We start from the raw sequence: 19,110 nt of genomic DNA, 5'->3' as shown, positions 1-19,110 counted from the left end.
CTGATTCTCGACTGGATTCACCACTGGCTTCTCACGAAGCCGCCCTTGACGTTGGCGCGAACAATCTCGTCGCCTGTTCCACGACCACTGGGAACCAGTACCTCTACGACGGTCGTGAGTTGTTCGGGCGGTTCCGCGAGACAACAAACGAAATCGCCCGCCTCCAGTCGAATCTGCATGAGGATCGCTCCTCCTCGAAGCGCATTCGACGGCTGTACCGACAGCAGACGAAACGCCGTGATCACGCACAGAACGCGCTGGTGCGCGACCTCGTTGAACAGCTGTACGACGAGGGCGTGGCGACGGTGTACGTGGGCGACTTGACCGACGTACTGGAAACGCACTGGTCGGTCAGGGTGAACGAGAAGACGCACAACTTCTGGGCGTTCAAGAAGTTCATTCACCGCCTCGCGTGCGTCTGTGAGGAGTACGGCATTAGTGTTGAAGCCGAGTCGGAAGCGTGGACGAGTCAGACGTGTCCTGAGTGTGACGACCACGAGGAGACGGTTCGCCACGGAGATACGTTGACGTGTTCGTGTGGCTTCGAGGGACACGTCGACCTCACAGCGTCAGAGACGTTCCTTCGAGAAAACAGCGATACGGAAGTCAGGCCGATGGCACGGCCCGTGCGATTCGAGTGGGACGACCACGACTGGTCGGGGCAACCACACCCTCACGAAAGTCCCAAAGAAGTGCGCACAAACCCGCAAGTTGCCTCCGTGGGTCGATAGCCGAATCCCCAACGGAGGAATCCTCGCGCTTTAGCGCGGGGAGGATGTCAATGCCGCCCGAAAGCGACTGTCACTCGGTCGGCCGCGTGACGAGGAACGTCCGCCCGCCCCGGCGTTCGAGGTGGACCTCGCTGCCGTCGACGCGGTTCGCCCGGACGCGGTCCGGGAGCCGGTCGGTTCGACAGTCGGTGACGTCCACGCGCGTCGGCGTCGCGTACCGCGGTCGGTCGGCGGTTACTGCGCTCATACATCACCCTCGGGCCGGAACGACCCTATAACCGAGCCATCCCCGGAGTGAAAGTGAAAGTGGACCGCTCCGAACCGCTGGCCGGCGATTCGGGCACGGCGGTTCCGGGGTCCGCCTCCCCCTACCGACGGAGGTCGGTCGCCTCGTCGTCCTCGACGAACCGCACCGTGAAGTAGTCGTAGCCGCCGTATGCGGCGTCGAGCGCGCCCACCCACCAGTTCCAGCGCTCGACGAGCGAGGAGCCGTCCGGGGCGTCCTCCATGTGCCCGACCACCCCCGGCACGGTCAGCCCGTGACCGCGGTCCTCGGAGGGCCGCCCGGAGTCGACGAGGTCGCGGGCCGCCCGCGAGACGGCGCGCCGCTCCGCCTCGGTCCCCCCGAACTCGTCTTCGAGCGCGCGTTCCAGACGCTGTCTGTCCATGTCCGTGCTACGGTCCGCGAGTATATGAGTCGCGTGGTAGGGGGTGTCACGTCCGGTGTCGGGAGCGTCTCACAGGCGCGCGGCCAGCGCGAGAAACAGCAGGGAGAACGGGGCCGTGAGCAGCGCCAGCGCCACGCCGCCCGCGCCCTCGCCGGCCGCGACGGCCATCAGGAGCCCGACGACGAGCGAGAACGATCCCAGGACCGCGAGGGTGAGCCGCTCCGGGACGCTCGCGCGGTCCGGGCCGTCGCTCTCCGCCAGCACCGCGTCGAGCGCCGCCTCGACCTCGTCGGCGCGGTGGGTCGGGACGAACAGCCACGGCGTCGACCGGAACCACGCGTTCCCGCGGTACGCGAGCAGGAACAGCGTCGTCGACCGGAGGTCGACCCGCCGCGTCCGCACGACCGAGCCGAGGTCGTCGCTCCGGGTCCGGTCGTAGCTGGGGTACGTCCGCTCGACCGTCGCCGCCGCCGGGTCGAGCCGGACGGTCTTGCCCGACGACTGGACGACGGCCGGCACGAACCAGACGAGCCAGAACAGCGGCCAGAAGGCCGGAAGGAGGTCAGACGGGAGCGCCACCGCCGCCGCGGCGACCGCGCCGAGCCCGGCGAGCGTCCAGCCGGGCCGCAGCGCGCCCGCGGCCGCGCGCAGCCGGGAGACGGTCAGCTCGCTGACCGCGGTCTCGCGGTACCAGACGTACAGCGAGGGGACGGTGGCGACCGCGAGCGCGAACAGGAACCCGACGCCGACGGCGGCCTCGGCGAGGCCGACGCTCGGCAGCGCGAACTCGCCGATCCCGGTGAGCACGGCGGCGACGACGGCCCCGATCCCGACGAGGACGGCGCCGGCGATCCCGCCCGTTGCGCCGGCCGCGAGCGACCTCAGCCGGTCGTACCGGACCGGTCCCCACTCGATCGCCTCGCGCCCGAGACCCCCGGTCGCGTCGGCGCCGTCGGTCGCGGCCGAGTCGTCGCGGCCGGCGGCCTCGTCGCGCTCGGCGTCCCCGACGGACTCGGAGGGCTCGACGGCGTCGACCGCGTCGGCCGCGGTCGCGGGTCCGCTCTCGGAGGGCATGCGCTCGAATTGCCGTCGAGCCGATAAAAATCGTGAGGCCGATCTCGCCGGATCCCGCCGACCGGCGGCGCGCGCTCCGCTACGCGCCGGACTCGTCGGCGGGCGCGTCCGCCGCCGGCGGCTCCGCGGGCTCGACGTTGCCGAGGCGGAGCGCGTTGCCGGTGACGCCGAGGCTCATCCCCATGTCGCCGACGACCACGGCCATGGCGACGCTCACGTAGCCGAGCGGGGCGCCGGCCGCCAGGAGCGCCTTCACGGCGAGGGAGGCGCCGATGTTCGTCCGGATCGTCGAGCTCGCGCGCGAGGAGAGGTCGACGACGTACGGCAGCCGCGTCAGGTCGTCGGCCATCAGCGCCACGTCGGCGGTCTCGATGGCGGTGTCGGTGCCGGCGGCGCCCATCGCGATCCCCACGTCCGCGGCCGCCAGCGCCGGCGCGTCGTTGATCCCGTCGCCGACCATCGCGGCGCCGCCCTCCGCATCGGCCGCGAGCTCGCGGACCGCGTCGACCTTCTCGTCCGGGAGCAGCTCCGCGCGGACCTCGTCGACGCCGACGCGCTCGCCGATGGCACGCGCTGTCCGGTCGTTGTCGCCGGTGAGCATCGCGACGCGGTCGACCCCGAGCTCGTGGAGCCGGTCGACGACCCACGCCGCCTCCGGGCGGACGGTGTCGGCGACCGCGATGACCCCCTCCAGCTCCGTCTCCGTCCCGACGAGGACGACGGTCTTCCCCTCCGCCTGGAGCCGGGGGATCGTCTCGCTCGCCAGGTCGAGGTACTGGCCGTGGTCGCAGGACTCGGGCTCGGTGACGCTCGCGCTCGCGCCGTCGGGGGCGTCGCCGTCCGCGTCGCGTCCGCGGACGACTCCGCCGTCGGGCCGGACGTGCGCGTGGCTCAGGTCGAAGCCGAGCTCCTCGAACAGGGAGGGCTTGCCGGCGTAGTGGGTCTCGCCGTCGAGGTCGGCGCGCACGCCCTCGCCGGTCAGCGCCTCGAAGCCGGTGACCGCGGTCGCGTCCTCGCCGTCGGGCGCGACGCCCGCCTCCTCGCCGCGCGCGACGATCGCCGCCGCGACCGGGTGTTCGCTCCGGCGCTCGACGGCGGTCGCGCACGCCAGCACGTCGTCGGCCCCGCGGTCGCCGAGGGGCACCACGTCGGTCACCGACAGCTCCCCGCGCGTGAGCGTCCCGGTCTTGTCGAGCGCGACGGCGTCCACGTCGCCGGCGGCCTCCAGGTGCTCGCCGCCCTTGATCAGGACGCCGTTGCGCGCGGCCGCGGTCACGCCGGAGACGACGCTGACGGGCGTCGAGATGACGAACGCGCACGGGCACGCGACCACGAGCAGGGTGAGCCCGCGGACGAACCACGTCTCCGCGCCGCCGCCGAATAGGACCGGACCGAGCGCCGCGGTCGCGACCGCGCCGACCACGACGATCGGGGTGTAGACGGCCGCGAAGCGGTCGACGAACCGCTCGGCGCGCGTCTCCTCGCCGTTGGCGGCCTCCACGAGCTCGACGACCCGCGCGATGGTCGACTCGCTCGCGGGCGCCGTCGCCTCGACCTCGAGGTAGCCGGCCTCGTTGATCGAGCCGGCGTACACCTCGTCGCCGGGCGCCTTCTCCGCGGGCACGGACTCGCCGGTGATCGGCGACTCGTCGACCGCGCCGGAGCCCTCGCGGACGACGCCGTCGAGCGGGACGCGCTCGCCCGGCCGCACCGCGAGCCGCTCGCCCGTCGCGACGCGCTCGGCGGGGACCGTCTCCTCGTCGCCGTCGCGGATCACGACCGCCTCGTCCGGCGACAGCTCCATCAGCTCGCGGAGGGAGGTGCGCGCCCGGTCGATCGAGTAGCGTTCGAGCAGCTCGGCGACCGAGAACAGCACCGCGAGCGTCGCCGCCTCGAACGGGAGGTCGACGAGCAGCGCGGCGACGACCCCGACGCTCATCAGGAGGTCGATGTCGAGGCTCAGGCCGCGCAGCGAGTAGAATCCGTTCCGCAGGATCGGCGGGCCGGCGACCGCGACCGCCAGCAGGTACGCGACGGACGCGCCGGTGACCGCCCACGGCCCGAGGAACCCCACGCCGCCGACCGTCGCGAACGTCGGGTCGAGCCCGGGGAGCAGCCACTCCAAGACGAGGCCGACCGCGAGGAACGCTCCGCCGACCGCGGTCGCGATCGCTCGGGGGCTCGTGAACAGGTCGTCGGCGACGCCGTCCGACTCCGCGTCCGCGACGGCGTAGCCGGCGCCCTCGACCGCGGCCGTCAGCGCCTCGACGTCCGTCAGGTCGGGGTCGTACGCGAGGACGACGACGCCCGTGGTCGGACGGGTGTCGACCGAGTGCACGCCCTCGCGGTCGAGCGCGCCCTCGACCTTCCCCGCGCACGACGAGCAGTCCATGTCCGGCACCGTGAGCCGGAGCCGCGCCTCGTCGGGCTCGTCCGTCGCCGCACCGGCGGGGCGGTCGGCCGGCTCGTCGTCGGGACCGTCCGCTTCGCGCGAGTCGCTCATTACTAACCGCTACCGCTCACAGCGTTATTAATCCAGCTACCAATCTAACAGCATCTCTTATCAAGAGTTATTAAATAAACGCATAGGAATAGCAATTTGACGACGAAGTATTTACCCGCCGATAGGCTACCTCGTCGCATGACCAACTGGCGCGCCGTGGGCTACGGGTTCGTCGTGATGCTGATCGCCGGGCTGCTCGCGACGCTCGTCCCCGTGGTGGGGCACGCGGCCGCCGGCCTCGTCGGCGGCTTCGTCGCGGGGTACCTGGCGGGCGGCGGCCTGCTCTCCGGCTTCTGGCACGGGCTGCTGGCGGGGTCGGTGAGCGGGGTCGTGGTCACGCTGCTGCTCGCCCTCTTCGGCGGCCTCGTCGGCCTCGTGGGCGGCCCGCTCGGGAGCCTGCTCGGCGGCGCCGGCGTGCTAGTCGTCGGCCTGTTCCTCACGTTCCTGTTCGCCGTCGACTCGGCGCTCGCGGGCGCCATCGGCGGCGTGGTCGGGGAGTAGGTGGGGTTTGGCGGTCGCCGAGATGACTCGTCAGCGGGAATTCTCTGTTCACCCACCCCTGCCGACGAGCGACCGACACGCCGCGAGTTACACGCGTAAAATCGCCGGCGAGTCACGGTTAACGACCATGGCTCTGTCGAAACCATCAATTGGTGATGTGTCTCAGCAGTCTTGCTGAATAGAGAGCGCGAGTGTATCACGAGTCAAACGAACAAAGACCATCAGGAGGATTATCGTAATCACACGCTCGGCGGTAGCCGAAGTCGAGGCGTTCTCCTTCCCAGAGCGTGCCCTCGGCGATTGCAATCGAACAGTCGCCACCGTCTGTCTCGTACCCTTGGAACGACTCGGTAACCCAGTCGCTATCGTTGACTCGAACATCGACTTCGTATCGTCCACGGGCACTCCCCCAGTCGCACTCCGGAATCGCGCTCTCGACGACGGCCCCGTCCTGTCCGGCCACATCGTGTGTCGAACGGTGAACGTTTGTGCCGTCGCGTCTCACCCGAATCGCAATCTGGTGAGCGTTCTCGGTGGAGTTGTGAACTGCGACGTAGCCAAGTTGGAACGACTCGTTCGGAATCCCCGCGAGACTATCTAGACACCCGGACGTCAAGGCGGCCCCATAGGTAGCGAGCGAGGCAAGGAGGGCACGACGATTCATACGTCGGTTTCTGTCCTTCTCAAAAAGTATCTTCCCATACCCGTCTCGTCAAATATATCCTCTGTATCGGTCACACCATTACTGACAGGGAGCGGGTAGCTTTTCGAGGATGTGCTGAATAGGGGGCGCGAGTGTGTCATCAGTACTGGTCGCTTTCGCCCGACTGGAACGTTCGATACAGGGACGCGAATGGTCACCGGAACTATCGGGTAATCAGGACGAGCCCAAAGGCCAACAGGATAAGCGAGACGAGACCAAAGAGGGTCAAGATCCCCCATAGACCCCCAATTCCAAGGAGGACGGCCCCACCAGCAAGCGCCAGAACCCCTGCGAGGAGAAATCCGACACGTAATCGAAGGTAAGTTCCGATGAGACGGGTGTTCCAGAGCGCGTGGAGGGGGCCGCGCATATGCTTTGAAAACGTCACCGAGGTAAAGACATTCCGCTCACTTCGCCCGGGAAATGTGACGGAATCTGACTGAGTAGCACACTATGTTCCCGTACTGACCACATCCTCTGTATCTCGCACGTAGTACGTATCGCTTTCAGAAGATTTCGACAGAGCCCTACGAATAAAAGTCCGATACGAATCGCAACGGAGCCGACTACTCCGCGGCAGTCCGATATTTAAGCGCTCTCGACGGCGTCGAGGACCGCCTCGTAGTCGGGCTCGTTCGTCGGGTCGTCGGCGACCCAGTCGTAGACGATCTGCCCGTCGTCGTCGATCACGAACACAGCGCGGTTGGCGATGCCGTGGAGCCCGAGGTCGGCGATGTCGATCTCCAGCCCGTACGCGCGGATCGCGTCGCCGGCCATGTCGCTCACGAGGTCGAACTCGATGCCGTGCTCCTCGCGGAACGCGCCCTGCGAGAACGGCGAGTCGGCGCTGATCCCGAACAGGGTCGCGCCCGCGTCGGCGAAGGCGTCGGCGTGCTCCTGGAACGCGATCATCTCGTTCGTACACGGCGGCGTGAACGCGCCGGGGAAGAACGCGAGCACGACCGGCCCGTCGCCGATCCGCTCGTCGAGGTCGAACGGCTCGTGGTCGCTCGTGCCGACCGTCGCGGTGAACGCCGGTGCGTCGTCGCCCGTGGAAACCATCGCTCATCGGTACGGTCGAATCACCCAAAAGGCTTGTCGCGACCCCGTTCGGTGCCGGTATCGGAACCGCCGGCTCCGAGGCGAGCGGTCGCTACCCCCGGTCGAGGTACTCCTGCTGGACCGCGACGACCGCGGCCGAGTCCTCGCAGTCGGCGTACCGCCGGAGCGGCTCGGCGTTGAGTTCGAGGAACGTCTCGCCCCAGGTGAACTTCGCGAGGACGCGCTCCGCGTGGTCGCGCTCGCCGAGGATCGCGAGCGCGGCCGCGAACGCCTCGACCGTCGTGAGCCGCATCGGCCGCCCGAAGTTCACGGGGTTCGCGGCGACGAGGTACGGGAGCGCGCGGTGCTCGCCGGGGAGGCTGAACATCTTCTCGCCGGCCGACTCCCACGAGCAGTCGAGCGCGACGAGCGCGCTCTCTGCGGCCCGCTCGGCGTCCGCGGGCGAGAGCGCGCGCTCCGCGTGGGGGTTGAGCACGACCCCGTACGGCGTGGCCCGGTCCGAACGGTGGAGCTCGGCGAGGTCGAACCGCGAGAGCTTCCGGGCCGTACACTTGTCGGGGTCGTCGTCGCCCTCGTACCGGACGTGGAGGTCCACACCCCGGGTTCGGCGGAGTCGCGTATAAGCCGTGCGGACGGGGGCGGACGAGTGTGGACAGGCGCGGACGGGTGCGAACGGCTGCGGCGAAAAGTCAGCGAGACCGTGGCCCGCCGCCCCTCACGGGGCGCGGGTCCGCGTCACGAACGGTTCGTCGTCGTCGCTGTCGGCCGGGACACGCGTTCGCGTACCGATCGGTGCCGGATCGGCTTCAGTCGCTGATTCGCACATCGCGGCCGAGGGTCGTCAGTCACGGTACAAAACTGTTCGGCTGAATGACTCGTTACCGCTGTCATCACCTAATATACGTTTAACAAAACCGCGTTACGTGCGGTATCGTGTCATTAACGCCTGCTTCTCTGTCTGAACGTCGACATCGGTGACCGGGGATCCTCACACACCACGCCGCGGATACCGTCAAACCGGCCCGGTACCGGCGGGGTTTTTCCACGTCGCCGCGAAGGTGATCACATGGAGCTGTTCGCGGTTCCGGACCTCCCGGAGATCCGGGAGGGGGACGACCTGGCGGCCATGGTCGGCGAGCGCGTCGACCTCCGCGAGGACGACGTGGTCGTCGTCGCCAGCACGGTCGTCTCGAAGGCGGAGGGCCGCGTCTTCGAGCTCGACGACTTCCCGGCGAGCCCGCGCGCGAGGGAGGTGGCCGACAGGCTCGCCGAGATCACCGGCGAGGAGAAGGACCCGCGGTTCGCGCAGGCCGTCATCGAGGAGTCGACGGAGCTCGTGATGGAGGCGCCGTTCCTCCTCACCGCGACGCGTTTCGGCCACGTCGGCGTCAACGCCGGCATCGACCGGTCGAACGTCCCCGACGGCGACCTGCTGCTTCTCCCGGAGCGCCCCTCCGAGAGCGCGGCGCGGATCCGCCGGGGGCTCGCGGCCGACCGCGTCGTCGTCAGCGACACCTGCGGGCGCCCGTTCCGCCACGGGCAGCGCGGGGTCGCGATCGGGTGGGCCGGGATGCCCGCCAGCCGCGACTGGCGTGGCGAGTGCGACCGCGACGGCCGCGAGATGGGCGTCACCGTCCAGAACGTGGTCGACGAGCTCGCCGCGGCCGCCAACCTCGTCGCCGGCGAAGGCGCGGGCGGGACCCCCGTGGTCGTCGTCCGCGACTGGGAGTTCGGCGACCACGACGGCTCGGACAGTCACTTCCGCGAGGTCGAGGGCGACTTCGTCCGCCAGGCCCTGCGGGAGTGGACGTTTCAGGAGTAACCATGCTCGGCATCGAACTCACCCCCGAACACGAGATGTCCCGCCTCGTCGACCTCGGCGTCCGCGCCGAGGAGGCCGGCTACGACGCCGTCTACTCGACGTGTCACTACAATAACCGCGACCCGTGGGCGTTCCTCTCGCGGCTCGCGGCCGCCACCGAGTCCGTCCGGCTCGGCCCCGGCGTCGCCAACCCCTACGAGACCCACCCCGTGACGCTCGCCTCGAAGGTCGCCACCCTCGACGAGGTCGCCGCGGGCCGCGCCGTCTTCGGCCTCGGGCCGGGCGACCCCTCGACGCTCTCGAACCTCGGTCTCGAAGACGAGCGGGGACTCCGGCCTGTCCTGGAGGCGTTCAAGACCGCCCAGAAGCTGTGGGCCGGCGAGCGCGTCGACCACGAGGGCGCCTTCGACGCCGCGGACGCGGGCCTCAACTACGAGCCGCCGCAGGGCGCTGACATCCCCGTCCACGTCGGCGGCGAGGGGCCGCACATGTGCCGGATGGCCGCGAAACACGCCGACGGACTGCTGTACAACGGGTCGCACCCGAAGGACCTTGCGTGGGCTCGCGACCAAGTCGACGACGGCCTCAACGACAGGCCGGACCACCGCGGCGAGTTCGACCTGATCGCGTACGCAGCGGTGTCGGTCGCCGACGAGGAGGCGGCCGCCCGCGAGGCCGCCCGCCCCCCGGTCGCGTTCATCGCCGCGGGCGCGGCGCCGCCCGTCCTGAAGCGCCACGGGATCGACCCGGACGCGGCGAGCGAGATCGGCGAGCGCGTCTCAGCCGGCGAGTTCTCGGCCGCCTTCGAGCGCGTGACGCCCGAGATGGTCGACGCGTTCTGTATGGCGGGCACGCCCGCGACCGTCCGCGAGCGCGCCGCCGCGGTCGCCGAGCACGCCGACGGCCTCGTCGTCGGGTCGCCGCTCGGCCCCGACCTGGAGGCCGCCGTCGACCTCGCGGCGGAGGCGGTCGACGGGCTCTTTTGAGACCCCGCGACGGGCTGTTCCGAGGCTCCGCGACGGCGCGCCCGCTCGCCGTTCGACCGTCCGCCGTTCGACCGGCGCCCGCCCGGTCCGCGGATTCTCGGCCCGTGATAATCGAGAATCGAACGTGATAACGCCGGCGGGAGGTTGATAACCCGGTCCCGTCGAGGTCCGGACATGTCCACGACACGGCAGCGCCGCCCCGGGATACGCGGGCGGTACGACGCCCTCCTCTGGCGGACGATGGACGGGCTCGGCGTCTCGGAATCGATAGAGCGCAAGATGGTCGCGGCCGTCGGCATCCAGTTCCTCGTCACCGTCGGTATCTTTCTCGCGCAGTTCGTCCTCTCCGGCACCGTCGCGTACGTCGTCTCCGGAGCGCTGTTCCTCGGGTCCGTCGTCGCCATCTACAACACGCTGCTCATCGTCCGCCGGGACCTCGTCGCTCCGATTCGGGGCTTAGAGCGTCAGGCCGAGGCGATCGCCGCGGGCGAGGTCGAGGGCGTCGACCGGGACGGCGCGGACGCCCTCGACCCGAGCCAGCCCGACGAGGTCGGGAGCCTCGTGGCCGCGTTCGGCGAGGTCCACGGCTACCTCGCGACCGTCTCGGCGCAGGCCGAGGCGCTCGCCGCGCAGGAGTTCGACGACCCGGCGCTCGACGAGGACGTGCCCGGGTCGTTCGGCGACTCGCTCGACGAGATGGCCGAGAACCTCGCCGCCTACACGACCGAGCTGGAGGCGCTCGTCGACGCCTTCGCCGACGCCGCCGAGCGCGCGCAGAACGGCGACCTGACGGCGACCATCGACGAGGACGCGCTGGCGACCGACGAGGACCGGTACGCGGAGCTCGTCGACAACTACAACCGGCTCGTCGCGACGCTCGGCGAGACGGTCGGCGACGTGGGCGCGTTCACCGCGGACGTGGCCGGCACCGCGGATGACGTGCGCGCGAGCATGGACGAGGTCGAGGGCGCGAGCGGCGACGTCGCCGGATCGGTCGGGGAGATCTCCGACGGCGCGGCCGAGCAGACCGACGAGCTGGAGGCGATCGCGGGCGAGATGAACACGCTGTCGGCGACCGTCGAGGAGATCGCCGCCTCGGCTGACGACGCCGCCGAGACGGCCCGCGACGCGGCCGACCGCGGTCGCTCCGGGCGCGAGGAGGCGGCCGAGGCGATCGCCGAGCTCGAGACCCTGGAGAGCCGGATCGGCGAGACCGCGGCCGCCGTCACCGACCTCGTGGAGCGGGTCGGTGAGATCGACGAGATCGCGGCCGTGATCGACGAGATCGCGGAGGAAACCAACCTGCTCGCGCTGAACGCCTCGATCGAGGCGGCCCGCGCCGACGGCTCCGGCGACGGGTTCGCGGTCGTCGCCGACGAGGTGAAGTCGCTCGCCGAGGAGACCCGGGAGTCCGCCGCGGAGATCTCCGGGCGCATCGAGGCGGTCCAGGAGGCGTCCGCCGAGACCGCGGCCGACGCCGAGGCGATGGAGGCGCAGGTCGCCGAGGGCGTCGAGACCATCGAGTCGACGCTGCGGGAGTTCGAGGGGGTCGTCGAGGACGTGACGACCGTCGACGAGACGGTCCAGGAGATCAGCGACGCGACCGACGACCAGGCGCGCACGACCCAGGAGGTCGTCGACATGGTCGACGGGGTCGCGTCCGTGAGCCGGCAGACCGCGACCGAGGCCGAGACCGTCGCTGCCGCGGCCGAGGAGCAGACCGCGACCGTTTCGGAGGTGACGGAGCGGGTCCACACGCTCTCGGAGCAGTCCGACGAGCTGCTCGCGCGGCTGAACGAGTTCGAGGTGCCGGACGGCGCGGGGGAGGGCGGGATCGCGACCGGGACTCCGGCGGACGCCGCCGCGACTCGGTCGGCGCCGGGCGACGACGACTGACGGATTCCCGGCCGGGCCGACCGTGGGTTCGTTTCTATTCCGAGCGGCCGCGACCGCCGAGCGAGGGCAGGTCGACGCCGATCTCGCCGAGCAGCGCGCCGGCCGCCGCGTATCCGAGCGCGCCGACGGAGGCGACGATCAGCACCTGTCCGACGAGGACGAGGAGCGCTGACAGCGGGTCGCCCGCGCCGAGGATCAGGTCGTTCAGTAAGATGTCGACGAACCGGCCGACGTCGCCGACCAGCCGCGAGACGAAGTCAATGAGCGCGATCATGGACCACGGTTGGACCGGGGGGTACTTGGGTGTTGAGTTCGCGGCGGCGCCTCTCGCGCGCGCCTCACGCCGCCGCCGCCGTCGACTCGGCCTCGTCGGCGCGCGCGTAGCGCAGCGCCCACCCGATCAGCACGCCCTGAAACGGCAGCCGGACCAACGCCGCGAGCCGGGCCGGCGCGACGAGCGGCTCCGGGACGAGGTCGTTCAGCGTCTCGCTCCGGGCGAGGTGGACGTTCGCGGGGAACACCGCGACGAGGAGGGCGACGATCCCCCACGCCGAGACGCGTCGCGTCCGCGGGATCGCGACGCCGATCCCGAGGAGTATCTCGGCGACCCCGGAGAGGTAGACGAGCCCGACCGGCCGCGGGAACGACGGCGGGACCGCCTCGGCGAAGCGCTCCGGGATCAGGAAGTGCGCGATCCCGGCGACGACGTACGTCGCGCCCATCAGCGGCGCGAGCGACCGCTCGGCTTCGACGGGGGCGTCCGCTTCGGTCTCGGCCCGCGTTCGGTCTGCGTCGGTCATACCGCGACACACGAGCGGGAAGCGTATCAGTCCTCGCCGCCGGGGGTTCCTGGAACCGAACCCCTTACGAACGGGCGAACCGTACCGGGTCGTAATGAACACGCTGTTCTGGGTGCTCACCGGGGTCCTCGCCTACTCCGCGGTCGCGATGTGGCTGCGGAACGAGGGTGTCCTCCCGGACGCGTTCAGGGTCTCCGGTCCGGTGTTGACCCTCCGGACGCTCCGCGGGCGCGCCTTCCTCGGCCGACTGGCCGCGCCGAAGCGGTTCTGGCGCGCGGTCGCCAACCTCGGGCTCGGGGGCGCCCTAGTGGCGATGGTGGCGTCGTTCGCGCTCATCCTCTCGTCGGCTCGGTCGGCGTTCACCAACGCGCAGCCCTCGGCGATCCAGCAGCCGCAGAACTTCCTCATCATCCCCGGGGTCAACGACTTCCTCCCCCTCTCCGTCGCGCCCGAGATCGTCGCCGGGCTCGCCGGCGCGATGGTCGTCCACGAGGGCGCGCACGGGCTCCTCTGCCGGGTCGAGGACATCGACATCGAGTCGATGGGACTGGTCTTCTTCGCGCTGCTCCCGGTCGGCGCGTTCGTCGAGCCGGACGAGGAGGCGACGCAGGAGGCCTCCCGCGGCGCCCGCGCCCGGATGTTCGCGGCCGGCGTCACCGCGAACACGGTCCTGACGATCGTCGTCTTCGCGCTCCTGTTCGGGCCCGTCGTCGGCGCCATCTCGCCCGCGCCCGGCTACGCGGTCGGCGAGGTGAACCCCGGTTCGCCGGCGGCCGCCGCCGACCTCTCGCAGGGCGACCGGATCGTCGAGGTGGCGGGCGCGCCGGTCGAGACGAGCGCCGAGTTCGAGGCCGCGATCGCCGACGCCGGCGAGTCCGTCGCGCTCACCGTCGACGACGGCGACGCCCGCGAGACGGTGACGGTCGACCGCGAGCTACAGGTGGTCGGCTCCGCCGGCGGCAACCCATTGGGCGTCATGATCGAGGGATCGCCCGTCACGATCGCAGCCGTCAACGGCGAGTCCGTCGCGACCGAGTCGGCGTTCTACGACGCGGTCGGCGGCGACGAGCGTGCGACGCTCACCGTGACCGGCAACGCGAGCGTCCTCGACCAGGTCCGCGACGCGCCGGGCGCCGAGAGCGCCTCCGGCGTCGAGACCGCGGACGGCGAGGGGGCCGTCACCGTCTCCGACGTGCCGATCGGCGCGTACGTCGTCGGCGTCCAGGAGGACGGCCCGATCCACGACGCGGGCGCGGCGCTCGGCGAGCCGCTGACGATCGTCTCGGTGGACGGCGAGCGCGTCGTCGACAACGGGGCGCTCTCGGCCGTCCTCGGCGAGCGCGACCCGGGCGAGACCGTCCCGGTCACCGTCTACGACGCGGACGGCGAGCAGGCGACGTACGACGTGGAGCTCGACCCCCATCCGAGCCGCGACGGCGGCTTCATCGGCGTCAGCGTCTTCCCCGGGACGAGCGGGCTCGCGCTCGACGACGTGGGCGTCACCGAGTACCCCGCCGGCGCGTACCTCGAACTGCTCGGCGGCGACGGCGGCGAGGCCGCGGACGGGGTCCCGCTCGGCGGGGTCACCCAGTCCCCGCTCGGCCTCGTGTTCGTCGCGCTCATCCTCCCGCTCGGCAGCCTCTTCGGGCTCCCGTTCAACTTCGCGGGGTTCACCGGCGACCTGACCAACTTCTTCGTCGTCGGGGGGCCGCTCGCGGCGCTCGGCGGCGGGACCTTCCTGCTCGCGAACCTCCTCTTCTGGTCGGGGTGGATCAACATCCAGCTGGCGCTGTTCAACTGCCTGCCCGCGTTCCCGCTCGACGGCGGTCGCATCCTCCGGATGGTCGCCGAGGCCGTGATCAGCCGGGTCCCGATCAGCGACCGGCACGCCGCAGTGCGGACGATCACGGTCTCGTCCGGGCTCGTCATGCTCGGCGGTCTGATCGCGATGATCTTCGGCAACCAGATCCTCACCGCGCTCGGCTTGATCTGAGCGCGGGCGTCGCCGGCTGCTTCGCCTCGCAGTCGTGGGGTGTCGGTGAACCGATCGACCACTGATGCTCGGAGACGTGGTGCTGAACAGCGGGCGTAGAGTCAGCACGCTTTATCGAAAGCCAACGAAGGACGACGAGTAGTCGAAACAGGTGGACCACTAATTAGTTAGAACCGACTGCCGACTCAAGATCGAAGGTTCTGATATCGCTGTCGGATACCGCTTGATTCCGTGATTCAGTATCGTGGACTTGTAGATAGCGGAACTCATCCTCCCCCGACCTCGTACTGACCGTCGCACGACCGCCGAGGGTAAGTTCGTTGAAGTCGGTCTGTGTGGCCGCCACATTGACTGGGCTCTCGTCTCCCACAGTCGGATTTACGCTAACAAGATACCGAACGTCTCCGAACCGATCTTTCAGTTCTTCACCGAGACGGTCGGAGACCGTAACGGATCGGTCATCAAACGCAGAACCCGCGTATTCAGGGTCATACTGCCCGTGAAGGCTATTTTCCGAGGGTTCGAACAGCACGGTGAGTAAGTCAATTCTGGTCGTACCCTCAGCAGAAGCGCCCGCCTCTACATTGATTGATTTCACGAGAACTGGTCCCGTCGTCGTCTCGGCTGAACCGACGCAGCCTGCCACTCCGACAGCACCCACGGCGGCCACTCCTGAGAGGAATTTCCGGCGGGAGGGCATATTCAAAACATGTGACATACTGAGAAAAATATCTTATCCCGGTTTCCTCCCACAATATTCGGGGCATGGACATCCCGAGCGGGTGATTTGATAACGGGGAGCTGGAAGTAGCCTACCTGCTGTGCTGACTTTAGCCTCCGTGTCCAGCAACCCTTTCCGCCTGATCTGTAGTATTTCCGATATTTGTTCGGCGCCCAGTCCGTGAACCGGTGCCAACAGAACGAGGGAAACCGGTTTCCCCGCCGGGCGCGACGCCACCGTATGACCCACTCGCGGACCGTCGAACTCGAAGGTCACATCATCGACAGCGGGACGATGCAGCGCTGCTTCGGCGCGGTGATGGACCTCGGCGGATTCTTCGACGTCGAGCGGTTCGACGTCGGGAAACACGAGACCGAGGAGTCGCACTGCCGGCTGACAGTCTCCGCGGACGACCCCGAGACGCTGCGGGACATCCTCCACGAGCTCCACCAGAACGGCGCGGTGCTCGAAGACCCCTCCGAGGTGGAGCTCGTCGCGGCGCCCGCGGACAAGGTCGTCCCGCCGAACTTCTACTCGACGACGAACCACCCGACGGAGGTGCTGTACGACGGCGAGTGGCTCGACGTCGAGCGGATCGAGATGGACTGCGCGCTGGTGGTCGACCCCGAGCCGGGGGCGGACGCCGGCGAGGGCCCGCGCGCCTACACCAAGACCCTTAACGCCGTCGAGGAGGGGGACCTCGTCGCGACCGACCAGTCCGGGATCCGGGTGAACCCGCCCGAACGCCCCCGGAGCGGCGGCGGCGCGTTCGGGTTCATGCAGGGCGGCGTCTCCGCGGAGCGCCCCTCTGAGTCGACGATCCGCGAGGTCGCCGAGGAGCTGCGCGCGGTGAAAGACGAGGGCGGCGACGTGATGGTCGTCGCGGGGCCGGCCGTGATCCACTCCGGCGCGGGCGACGCGCTCGCCGACCTCGTCGCCGCGGGCTACGTGGACGCGCTCTCGGCCGGCAACGGGTTCGCCACCCACGACCTGGAGCGGTCCATCTACGGCACCTCGCTCGGGATGAACGTCGAGACGCTCGAACACCCGCGGAAGGGCCACAAACACCACATCTGGACCATCTCCGAGATAATCCGGGTGGGCGGCATCGAGGCCGCCGTGGCGGAGGGAATCGTCACGGAGGGGGTGATGTACGAGTGCGTCGAGAACGACGTCGACACCGTCCTCGCGGGGTCGGTCCGCGACGACGGCCCGCTCCCGGACACGATCACCGACGCGGTCGAGGCGCAGGACGCGATCCGCGAGCAGGCCCACGAGGCCGACCTCGTGATCATGCTCGCCACGCTGCTCCACTCCGTCGCGGTCGGCAACTGCCTCCCCTCGACGACGAAGACCGTCTGCGTCGACATCGACCCCGCCACCGTCACCCAGCTGCTCGACCGCGGCTCGGCGCAGGCGATCGGGATGGTCACCGACATCGGCACGTTCGTCCCGACGCTCGCGGAGTTCGTGCTGGAGGGGGACGACGCGTGACCACCGAGATCCGACCCTACGACCACGAGCGCGACGCCGACGGCCTGTACGAACTGAAGGTCGCCTTCGAGCGCGGCCTGGGCGAGAACACCGGCGGCGACGGGAAGGCGGCCGCCTACGAGGGGAAACTCACGGACGCCTACCGCGAGCGCTGGCTCGACTGGGTCGACCGCTGCGTCGCGGACGACGCCCGGTGCGTGACCGTCGCGGTCGAGGGGGAGGGCGAGAGCGGGACGGCGGGCGACGCCGCCCTCGTCGGCTACGCCTTCGTGCTCCCCGAGCGACTGTCGATGGTCTGGGACGCCGCGGTGCTGAACGAGCTGTTCGTCGCCCCCGAGCACCGCGGGACCGGCGTCGCCGACGACCTGCTGGACGCCGCGCTCGCGGTCGCCGCCGATCAGGACCTCCCGCTCGACCGGCTGGTCCTCGACGTCGACCCCGCGAACGAGCGCGCGAAGGGGTTCTACGACCGCCGCGGCTTCGAGCCGTGGGGGGAGATGGTCGCGAGACCGCTGGACGACGCCTGAAGGTCGGCCCGGTTCGGATCCGCCGCCGCGTCCCGTCCGACTCCCGAAGCTACAAGCGCGCCCACCCGTTTTCGACGCCCGTGATACAGATCGGGATCGTCGGCTGCGGCGTGATCGGGAACCGCCTCGCGGCCGCGATAGACGACCACGACCGGTACGAACTGGCGGCCGCCTGCGACCTCGACCCCGACCGCGCGGCGTCGCTCGCGGCCGACCACGGCACCGACCGCACCGCGACGACGACCGACCACGCCGCGCTCGTCGAGACCGACGGCCTCGACGCGGTGTACGTCGGCGTGCCGCCGCTCGCGCACCGCGAGGTGGTCGCCGACGCGCTCGCGGCCGGCAGGCACGTGATCTGCGAGAAGCCCATCGCGGCCGACGCGGAGACGGGTCGCGAACTCGCCTCGCTCGCCGCAGAGACCGACCGCGTCACGGCCGTGAACCTCCCGTTCCGCTACACGCCCGGCTTCGTCCGCCTGCGGGAGGCGGTCGCCGCGGGCGAGGTCGGCGACCCCCGCCGCGTCGAACTCCGGTTCCGGTTCCCGCGGTGGCCCCGCGAGTGGCAGGACGTCGCCTGGCTGGAGTCGCGCGAGCAGGGCGGCCCGCTGCGCGAGGTCGGGACCCACTTCCTGTTCGGCGTCCAGGAGCTGTTCGGCCCGATCGAGACCGTCTCAGCCGACGTGGGCTACTCGGGCCCGGACGCCTACGAGGACGACGTGGTCGGGACCTTCCGGGCCGACGGCGTTCGGGGGACGATCGACCTGCTCTGCGACCACGACGGCGAGGAGGAGAACAGCGTCACGGTCGTCGGCGACGAGGCGTCGCTGTCGCTGACGGAGTGGTATCGGCTCGTCCGAGACCGCGGGCGCGAGGGCGAGGAGACGCTCGTCGACGAACGGGGCGACACCGTGCGCGCGCTCCTGACGGAGTTCGCGGGCGCCGTCGACGGCGACGGCGGCGACCTCGTCTCGTTCGCGGAGGCGACGCGCGTTCAGGAGGTGCTCGACGCGATTCACGCGTCGGACGGCGACCGCGTCCGCCCGGGGACGGGCGGCGACGCGCCGTAGGTCGCCCGCGGAGTCGCGGCCCGAGAACGCCCGACAGGAATTATGTGTCCCTCGGGCCGATCCGTACGTATGAGCTACCTCGTTGCGACCGACGGGTCGACGGAGAGCGACGAAGCCGTCCGGTACGCGGCGCAGCAGGCGGTCGCGTTCTACGAGACGCTCGAGATCGCCCACGTCCTGACGCCGGACTCGGAGCTGGTCGACGGCACGATCGTCCTCCCGGGCGAGGAGGCCGCCGTCGAGGCCGGGCAGGGCGTCTTAGAGAGCGCCCGGAGCATCGCCGAGGAGGCGGCCGACGAGCCGATCACCGTGGAGACGCAGCTCCTCACGGGCCGTCCGGCGGACGCGATCACCGAGTACGCGGCCGAGGAGCCGGTCGACGCGATCTACGTCGGCCACCGCGGGCTCTCGGAGGAGCGCGAACAGGTCGTCGGCAGCGTCGCGAAGAGCATCGTCGACAAGGCCGACGTGCCCGTGACGGTGATCCGGTAGCTGTCGACCGAGAGAAACGAACAGGGGCCCGCGAACCGTCCGAAATCCGGCGTTTCGATCGACTGCC

The 19,110-nt window shown here is 70.1% G+C and carries 21 protein-coding genes; 10 read left to right on the top strand and 11 right to left on the bottom strand.

Features of this window, described 5'->3' with window-relative positions:
- Nucleotides 1-731, top strand: a 731-nt coding sequence (locus DVK06_RS13825) for an RNA-guided endonuclease TnpB family protein (RefSeq protein ID WP_147438087.1), incomplete at its 5' end; no start/stop codon positions are given.
- A 70-nt stretch (nt 732-801) separates the two neighbouring features.
- On the opposite strand, the gene DVK06_RS19040 is transcribed toward DVK06_RS13825, so the two are convergent.
- The 4 genes from DVK06_RS19040 to DVK06_RS13810 all read right to left on the bottom strand — a co-directional run bounded on the left by DVK06_RS19040 (nt 802) and on the right by DVK06_RS13810 (nt 4,976).
- The gene (locus tag DVK06_RS19040; RefSeq protein WP_006112147.1) at nt 802-978 is read right to left on the bottom strand and encodes a hypothetical protein; all 177 of its coding nucleotides are present in this window, start codon (nt 976-978) and stop codon (nt 802-804) included.
- Nucleotides 979-1,099: 121 nt separating this feature from the next.
- The gene (locus tag DVK06_RS13820) at nt 1,100-1,399 is read right to left on the bottom strand and encodes a hypothetical protein (protein ID WP_121600688.1); all 300 of its coding nucleotides are present in this window, start codon (nt 1,397-1,399) and stop codon (nt 1,100-1,102) included.
- A gap of 69 nt (nt 1,400-1,468) precedes the next feature.
- Nucleotides 1,469-2,473 (bottom strand): hypothetical protein, encoded by a 1,005-nt coding sequence (locus DVK06_RS13815; RefSeq protein ID WP_121600687.1) that lies wholly within the window; start codon nt 2,471-2,473, stop codon nt 1,469-1,471.
- Between the two features lie 79 nt (nt 2,474-2,552).
- Nucleotides 2,553-4,976 carry a cation-translocating P-type ATPase gene (locus DVK06_RS13810; protein ID WP_121600686.1) on the bottom strand — a complete coding sequence of 808 codons (2,424 nt, stop codon included), beginning with the start codon at nt 4,974-4,976 and terminating at the stop codon, nt 2,553-2,555.
- 138 nt (nt 4,977-5,114) lie between these two features.
- On the opposite strand from DVK06_RS13810, the gene DVK06_RS13805 reads away from it, so the two are divergent.
- A complete protein-coding gene (locus DVK06_RS13805; RefSeq protein WP_121600685.1) occupies nt 5,115-5,477 on the top strand; it encodes a DUF5518 domain-containing protein in 363 nt (120 codons plus the stop codon).
- 196 nt (nt 5,478-5,673) lie between these two features.
- On the opposite strand, the gene DVK06_RS13800 is transcribed toward DVK06_RS13805, so the two are convergent.
- From DVK06_RS13800 to DVK06_RS13785, 4 genes are all read right to left on the bottom strand, one after another.
- Nucleotides 5,674-6,141, bottom strand: a complete 468-nt coding sequence (locus DVK06_RS13800) for a hypothetical protein (RefSeq protein ID WP_121600684.1) — start codon at nt 6,139-6,141, stop codon at nt 5,674-5,676.
- 202 nt (nt 6,142-6,343) lie between these two features.
- Nucleotides 6,344-6,550 (bottom strand): hypothetical protein, encoded by a 207-nt coding sequence (locus tag DVK06_RS13795; RefSeq protein WP_121600683.1) that lies wholly within the window; start codon nt 6,548-6,550, stop codon nt 6,344-6,346.
- Nucleotides 6,551-6,768: 218 nt separating this feature from the next.
- The gene (locus tag DVK06_RS13790) at nt 6,769-7,242 is read right to left on the bottom strand and encodes a redoxin domain-containing protein (RefSeq protein ID WP_121600682.1); all 474 of its coding nucleotides are present in this window, start codon (nt 7,240-7,242) and stop codon (nt 6,769-6,771) included.
- A gap of 91 nt (nt 7,243-7,333) precedes the next feature.
- Nucleotides 7,334-7,837 carry a DUF367 family protein gene (locus tag DVK06_RS13785; protein WP_121600681.1) on the bottom strand — a complete coding sequence of 168 codons (504 nt, stop codon included), beginning with the start codon at nt 7,835-7,837 and terminating at the stop codon, nt 7,334-7,336.
- Between the two features lie 471 nt (nt 7,838-8,308).
- On the opposite strand from DVK06_RS13785, the gene DVK06_RS13780 reads away from it, so the two are divergent.
- From DVK06_RS13780 to DVK06_RS13770, 3 genes are all read left to right on the top strand, one after another.
- Complete coding sequence (locus DVK06_RS13780) at nt 8,309-9,064, top strand: coenzyme F420-0:L-glutamate ligase (RefSeq protein WP_121600680.1); 756 nt, start codon at nt 8,309-8,311, stop codon at nt 9,062-9,064.
- 2 nt (nt 9,065-9,066) lie between these two features.
- Complete coding sequence (locus DVK06_RS13775; protein ID WP_121600679.1) at nt 9,067-10,050, top strand: 5,10-methylenetetrahydromethanopterin reductase; 984 nt, start codon at nt 9,067-9,069, stop codon at nt 10,048-10,050.
- 240 nt (nt 10,051-10,290) lie between these two features.
- On the top strand, nt 10,291-11,946 hold the full coding sequence (locus tag DVK06_RS13770; RefSeq protein ID WP_121600695.1) for a methyl-accepting chemotaxis protein: 1,656 nt from the start codon (nt 10,291-10,293) through the stop codon (nt 11,944-11,946).
- A 34-nt stretch (nt 11,947-11,980) separates the two neighbouring features.
- Here DVK06_RS13770 and DVK06_RS13765 read toward each other — a convergent pair whose 3' ends face one another.
- Together DVK06_RS13765 and DVK06_RS13760 are read right to left on the bottom strand one after the other, a co-directional pair.
- A complete protein-coding gene (locus DVK06_RS13765; RefSeq protein ID WP_121600678.1) occupies nt 11,981-12,220 on the bottom strand; it encodes a hypothetical protein in 240 nt (79 codons plus the stop codon).
- Nucleotides 12,221-12,284: 64 nt separating this feature from the next.
- A complete protein-coding gene (locus DVK06_RS13760; protein ID WP_121600677.1) occupies nt 12,285-12,746 on the bottom strand; it encodes a DoxX family membrane protein in 462 nt (153 codons plus the stop codon).
- A gap of 94 nt (nt 12,747-12,840) precedes the next feature.
- Here DVK06_RS13760 and DVK06_RS13755 point away from each other — a divergent pair, with 94 nt between their 5' ends.
- On the top strand, nt 12,841-14,739 hold the full coding sequence (locus DVK06_RS13755) for a site-2 protease family protein (RefSeq protein WP_121600676.1): 1,899 nt from the start codon (nt 12,841-12,843) through the stop codon (nt 14,737-14,739).
- 163 nt (nt 14,740-14,902) lie between these two features.
- Here the strand turns inward: DVK06_RS13755 and DVK06_RS18720 are convergent, their stop codons facing one another.
- Nucleotides 14,903-15,439 carry a twin-arginine translocation signal domain-containing protein gene (locus DVK06_RS18720; protein ID WP_158600090.1) on the bottom strand — a complete coding sequence of 179 codons (537 nt, stop codon included), beginning with the start codon at nt 15,437-15,439 and terminating at the stop codon, nt 14,903-14,905.
- Nucleotides 15,440-15,700: 261 nt separating this feature from the next.
- Here DVK06_RS18720 and DVK06_RS13740 point away from each other — a divergent pair, with 261 nt between their 5' ends.
- The 4 genes from DVK06_RS13740 (at nt 15,701) to DVK06_RS13725 (ending at nt 19,043) form a co-directional block, all read left to right on the top strand.
- A complete protein-coding gene (locus DVK06_RS13740) occupies nt 15,701-16,954 on the top strand; it encodes a TIGR00300 family protein (RefSeq protein ID WP_121600675.1) in 1,254 nt (417 codons plus the stop codon).
- The gene (locus tag DVK06_RS13735) at nt 16,951-17,481 is read left to right on the top strand and encodes a GNAT family N-acetyltransferase (RefSeq protein ID WP_121600674.1); all 531 of its coding nucleotides are present in this window, start codon (nt 16,951-16,953) and stop codon (nt 17,479-17,481) included. The genes DVK06_RS13740 and DVK06_RS13735 overlap by 4 nt, the downstream gene beginning before the upstream one ends.
- An 80-nt stretch (nt 17,482-17,561) precedes the next feature.
- Entirely contained in the window at nt 17,562-18,551 is a 990-nt protein-coding gene (locus DVK06_RS13730) for a Gfo/Idh/MocA family protein (protein WP_121600673.1), read from the top strand.
- 69 nt (nt 18,552-18,620) lie between these two features.
- Nucleotides 18,621-19,043 carry a universal stress protein gene (locus tag DVK06_RS13725; protein WP_121600672.1) on the top strand — a complete coding sequence of 141 codons (423 nt, stop codon included), beginning with the start codon at nt 18,621-18,623 and terminating at the stop codon, nt 19,041-19,043.
- Nucleotides 19,044-19,110: the final 67 nt, after the last annotated feature.

Source organism: Halorubrum sp. Atlit-28R (genome assembly GCF_003665955.1).
Taxonomy (GTDB): domain Archaea; phylum Halobacteriota; class Halobacteria; order Halobacteriales; family Haloferacaceae; genus Halorubrum; species Halorubrum tropicale.
Note: the sequence above shows the minus strand (reverse complement) of the source record. Positions and strands in the feature narration are given on the sequence as shown.

Bases quoted from the DNA above. Each gene is read 5' to 3' on its own strand.
- DVK06_RS19040 (WP_006112147.1), bottom strand. From the start codon at position 978: ATGAGCGCAGTAACCGCCGACCGACCGCGGTACGCGACGCCGACGCGC.
- DVK06_RS13820 (WP_121600688.1), bottom strand. From the start codon at position 1,399: ATGGACAGACAGCGTCTGGAACGCGCGCTCGAAGACGAGTTCGGGGGG.
- DVK06_RS13815 (WP_121600687.1), bottom strand. From the start codon at position 2,473: ATGCCCTCCGAGAGCGGACCCGCGACCGCGGCCGACGCGGTCGACGCC.
- DVK06_RS13810 (WP_121600686.1), bottom strand. From the start codon at position 4,976: ATGAGCGACTCGCGCGAAGCGGACGGTCCCGACGACGAGCCGGCCGAC.
- DVK06_RS13805 (WP_121600685.1), top strand. From the start codon at position 5,115: ATGACCAACTGGCGCGCCGTGGGCTACGGGTTCGTCGTGATGCTGATC.
- DVK06_RS13800 (WP_121600684.1), bottom strand. From the start codon at position 6,141: ATGAATCGTCGTGCCCTCCTTGCCTCGCTCGCTACCTATGGGGCCGCC.
- DVK06_RS13795 (WP_121600683.1), bottom strand. From the start codon at position 6,550: ATGCGCGGCCCCCTCCACGCGCTCTGGAACACCCGTCTCATCGGAACT.
- DVK06_RS13790 (WP_121600682.1), bottom strand. From the start codon at position 7,242: ATGGTTTCCACGGGCGACGACGCACCGGCGTTCACCGCGACGGTCGGC.
- DVK06_RS13780 (WP_121600680.1), top strand. From the start codon at position 8,309: ATGGAGCTGTTCGCGGTTCCGGACCTCCCGGAGATCCGGGAGGGGGAC.
- DVK06_RS13775 (WP_121600679.1), top strand. From the start codon at position 9,067: ATGCTCGGCATCGAACTCACCCCCGAACACGAGATGTCCCGCCTCGTC.
- DVK06_RS13770 (WP_121600695.1), top strand. From the start codon at position 10,291: ATGGACGGGCTCGGCGTCTCGGAATCGATAGAGCGCAAGATGGTCGCG.
- DVK06_RS13765 (WP_121600678.1), bottom strand. From the start codon at position 12,220: ATGATCGCGCTCATTGACTTCGTCTCGCGGCTGGTCGGCGACGTCGGC.
- DVK06_RS13760 (WP_121600677.1), bottom strand. From the start codon at position 12,746: ATGACCGACGCAGACCGAACGCGGGCCGAGACCGAAGCGGACGCCCCC.
- DVK06_RS13755 (WP_121600676.1), top strand. From the start codon at position 12,841: ATGAACACGCTGTTCTGGGTGCTCACCGGGGTCCTCGCCTACTCCGCG.
- DVK06_RS18720 (WP_158600090.1), bottom strand. From the start codon at position 15,439: ATGCCCTCCCGCCGGAAATTCCTCTCAGGAGTGGCCGCCGTGGGTGCT.
- DVK06_RS13740 (WP_121600675.1), top strand. From the start codon at position 15,701: ATGACCCACTCGCGGACCGTCGAACTCGAAGGTCACATCATCGACAGC.
- DVK06_RS13725 (WP_121600672.1), top strand. From the start codon at position 18,621: ATGAGCTACCTCGTTGCGACCGACGGGTCGACGGAGAGCGACGAAGCC.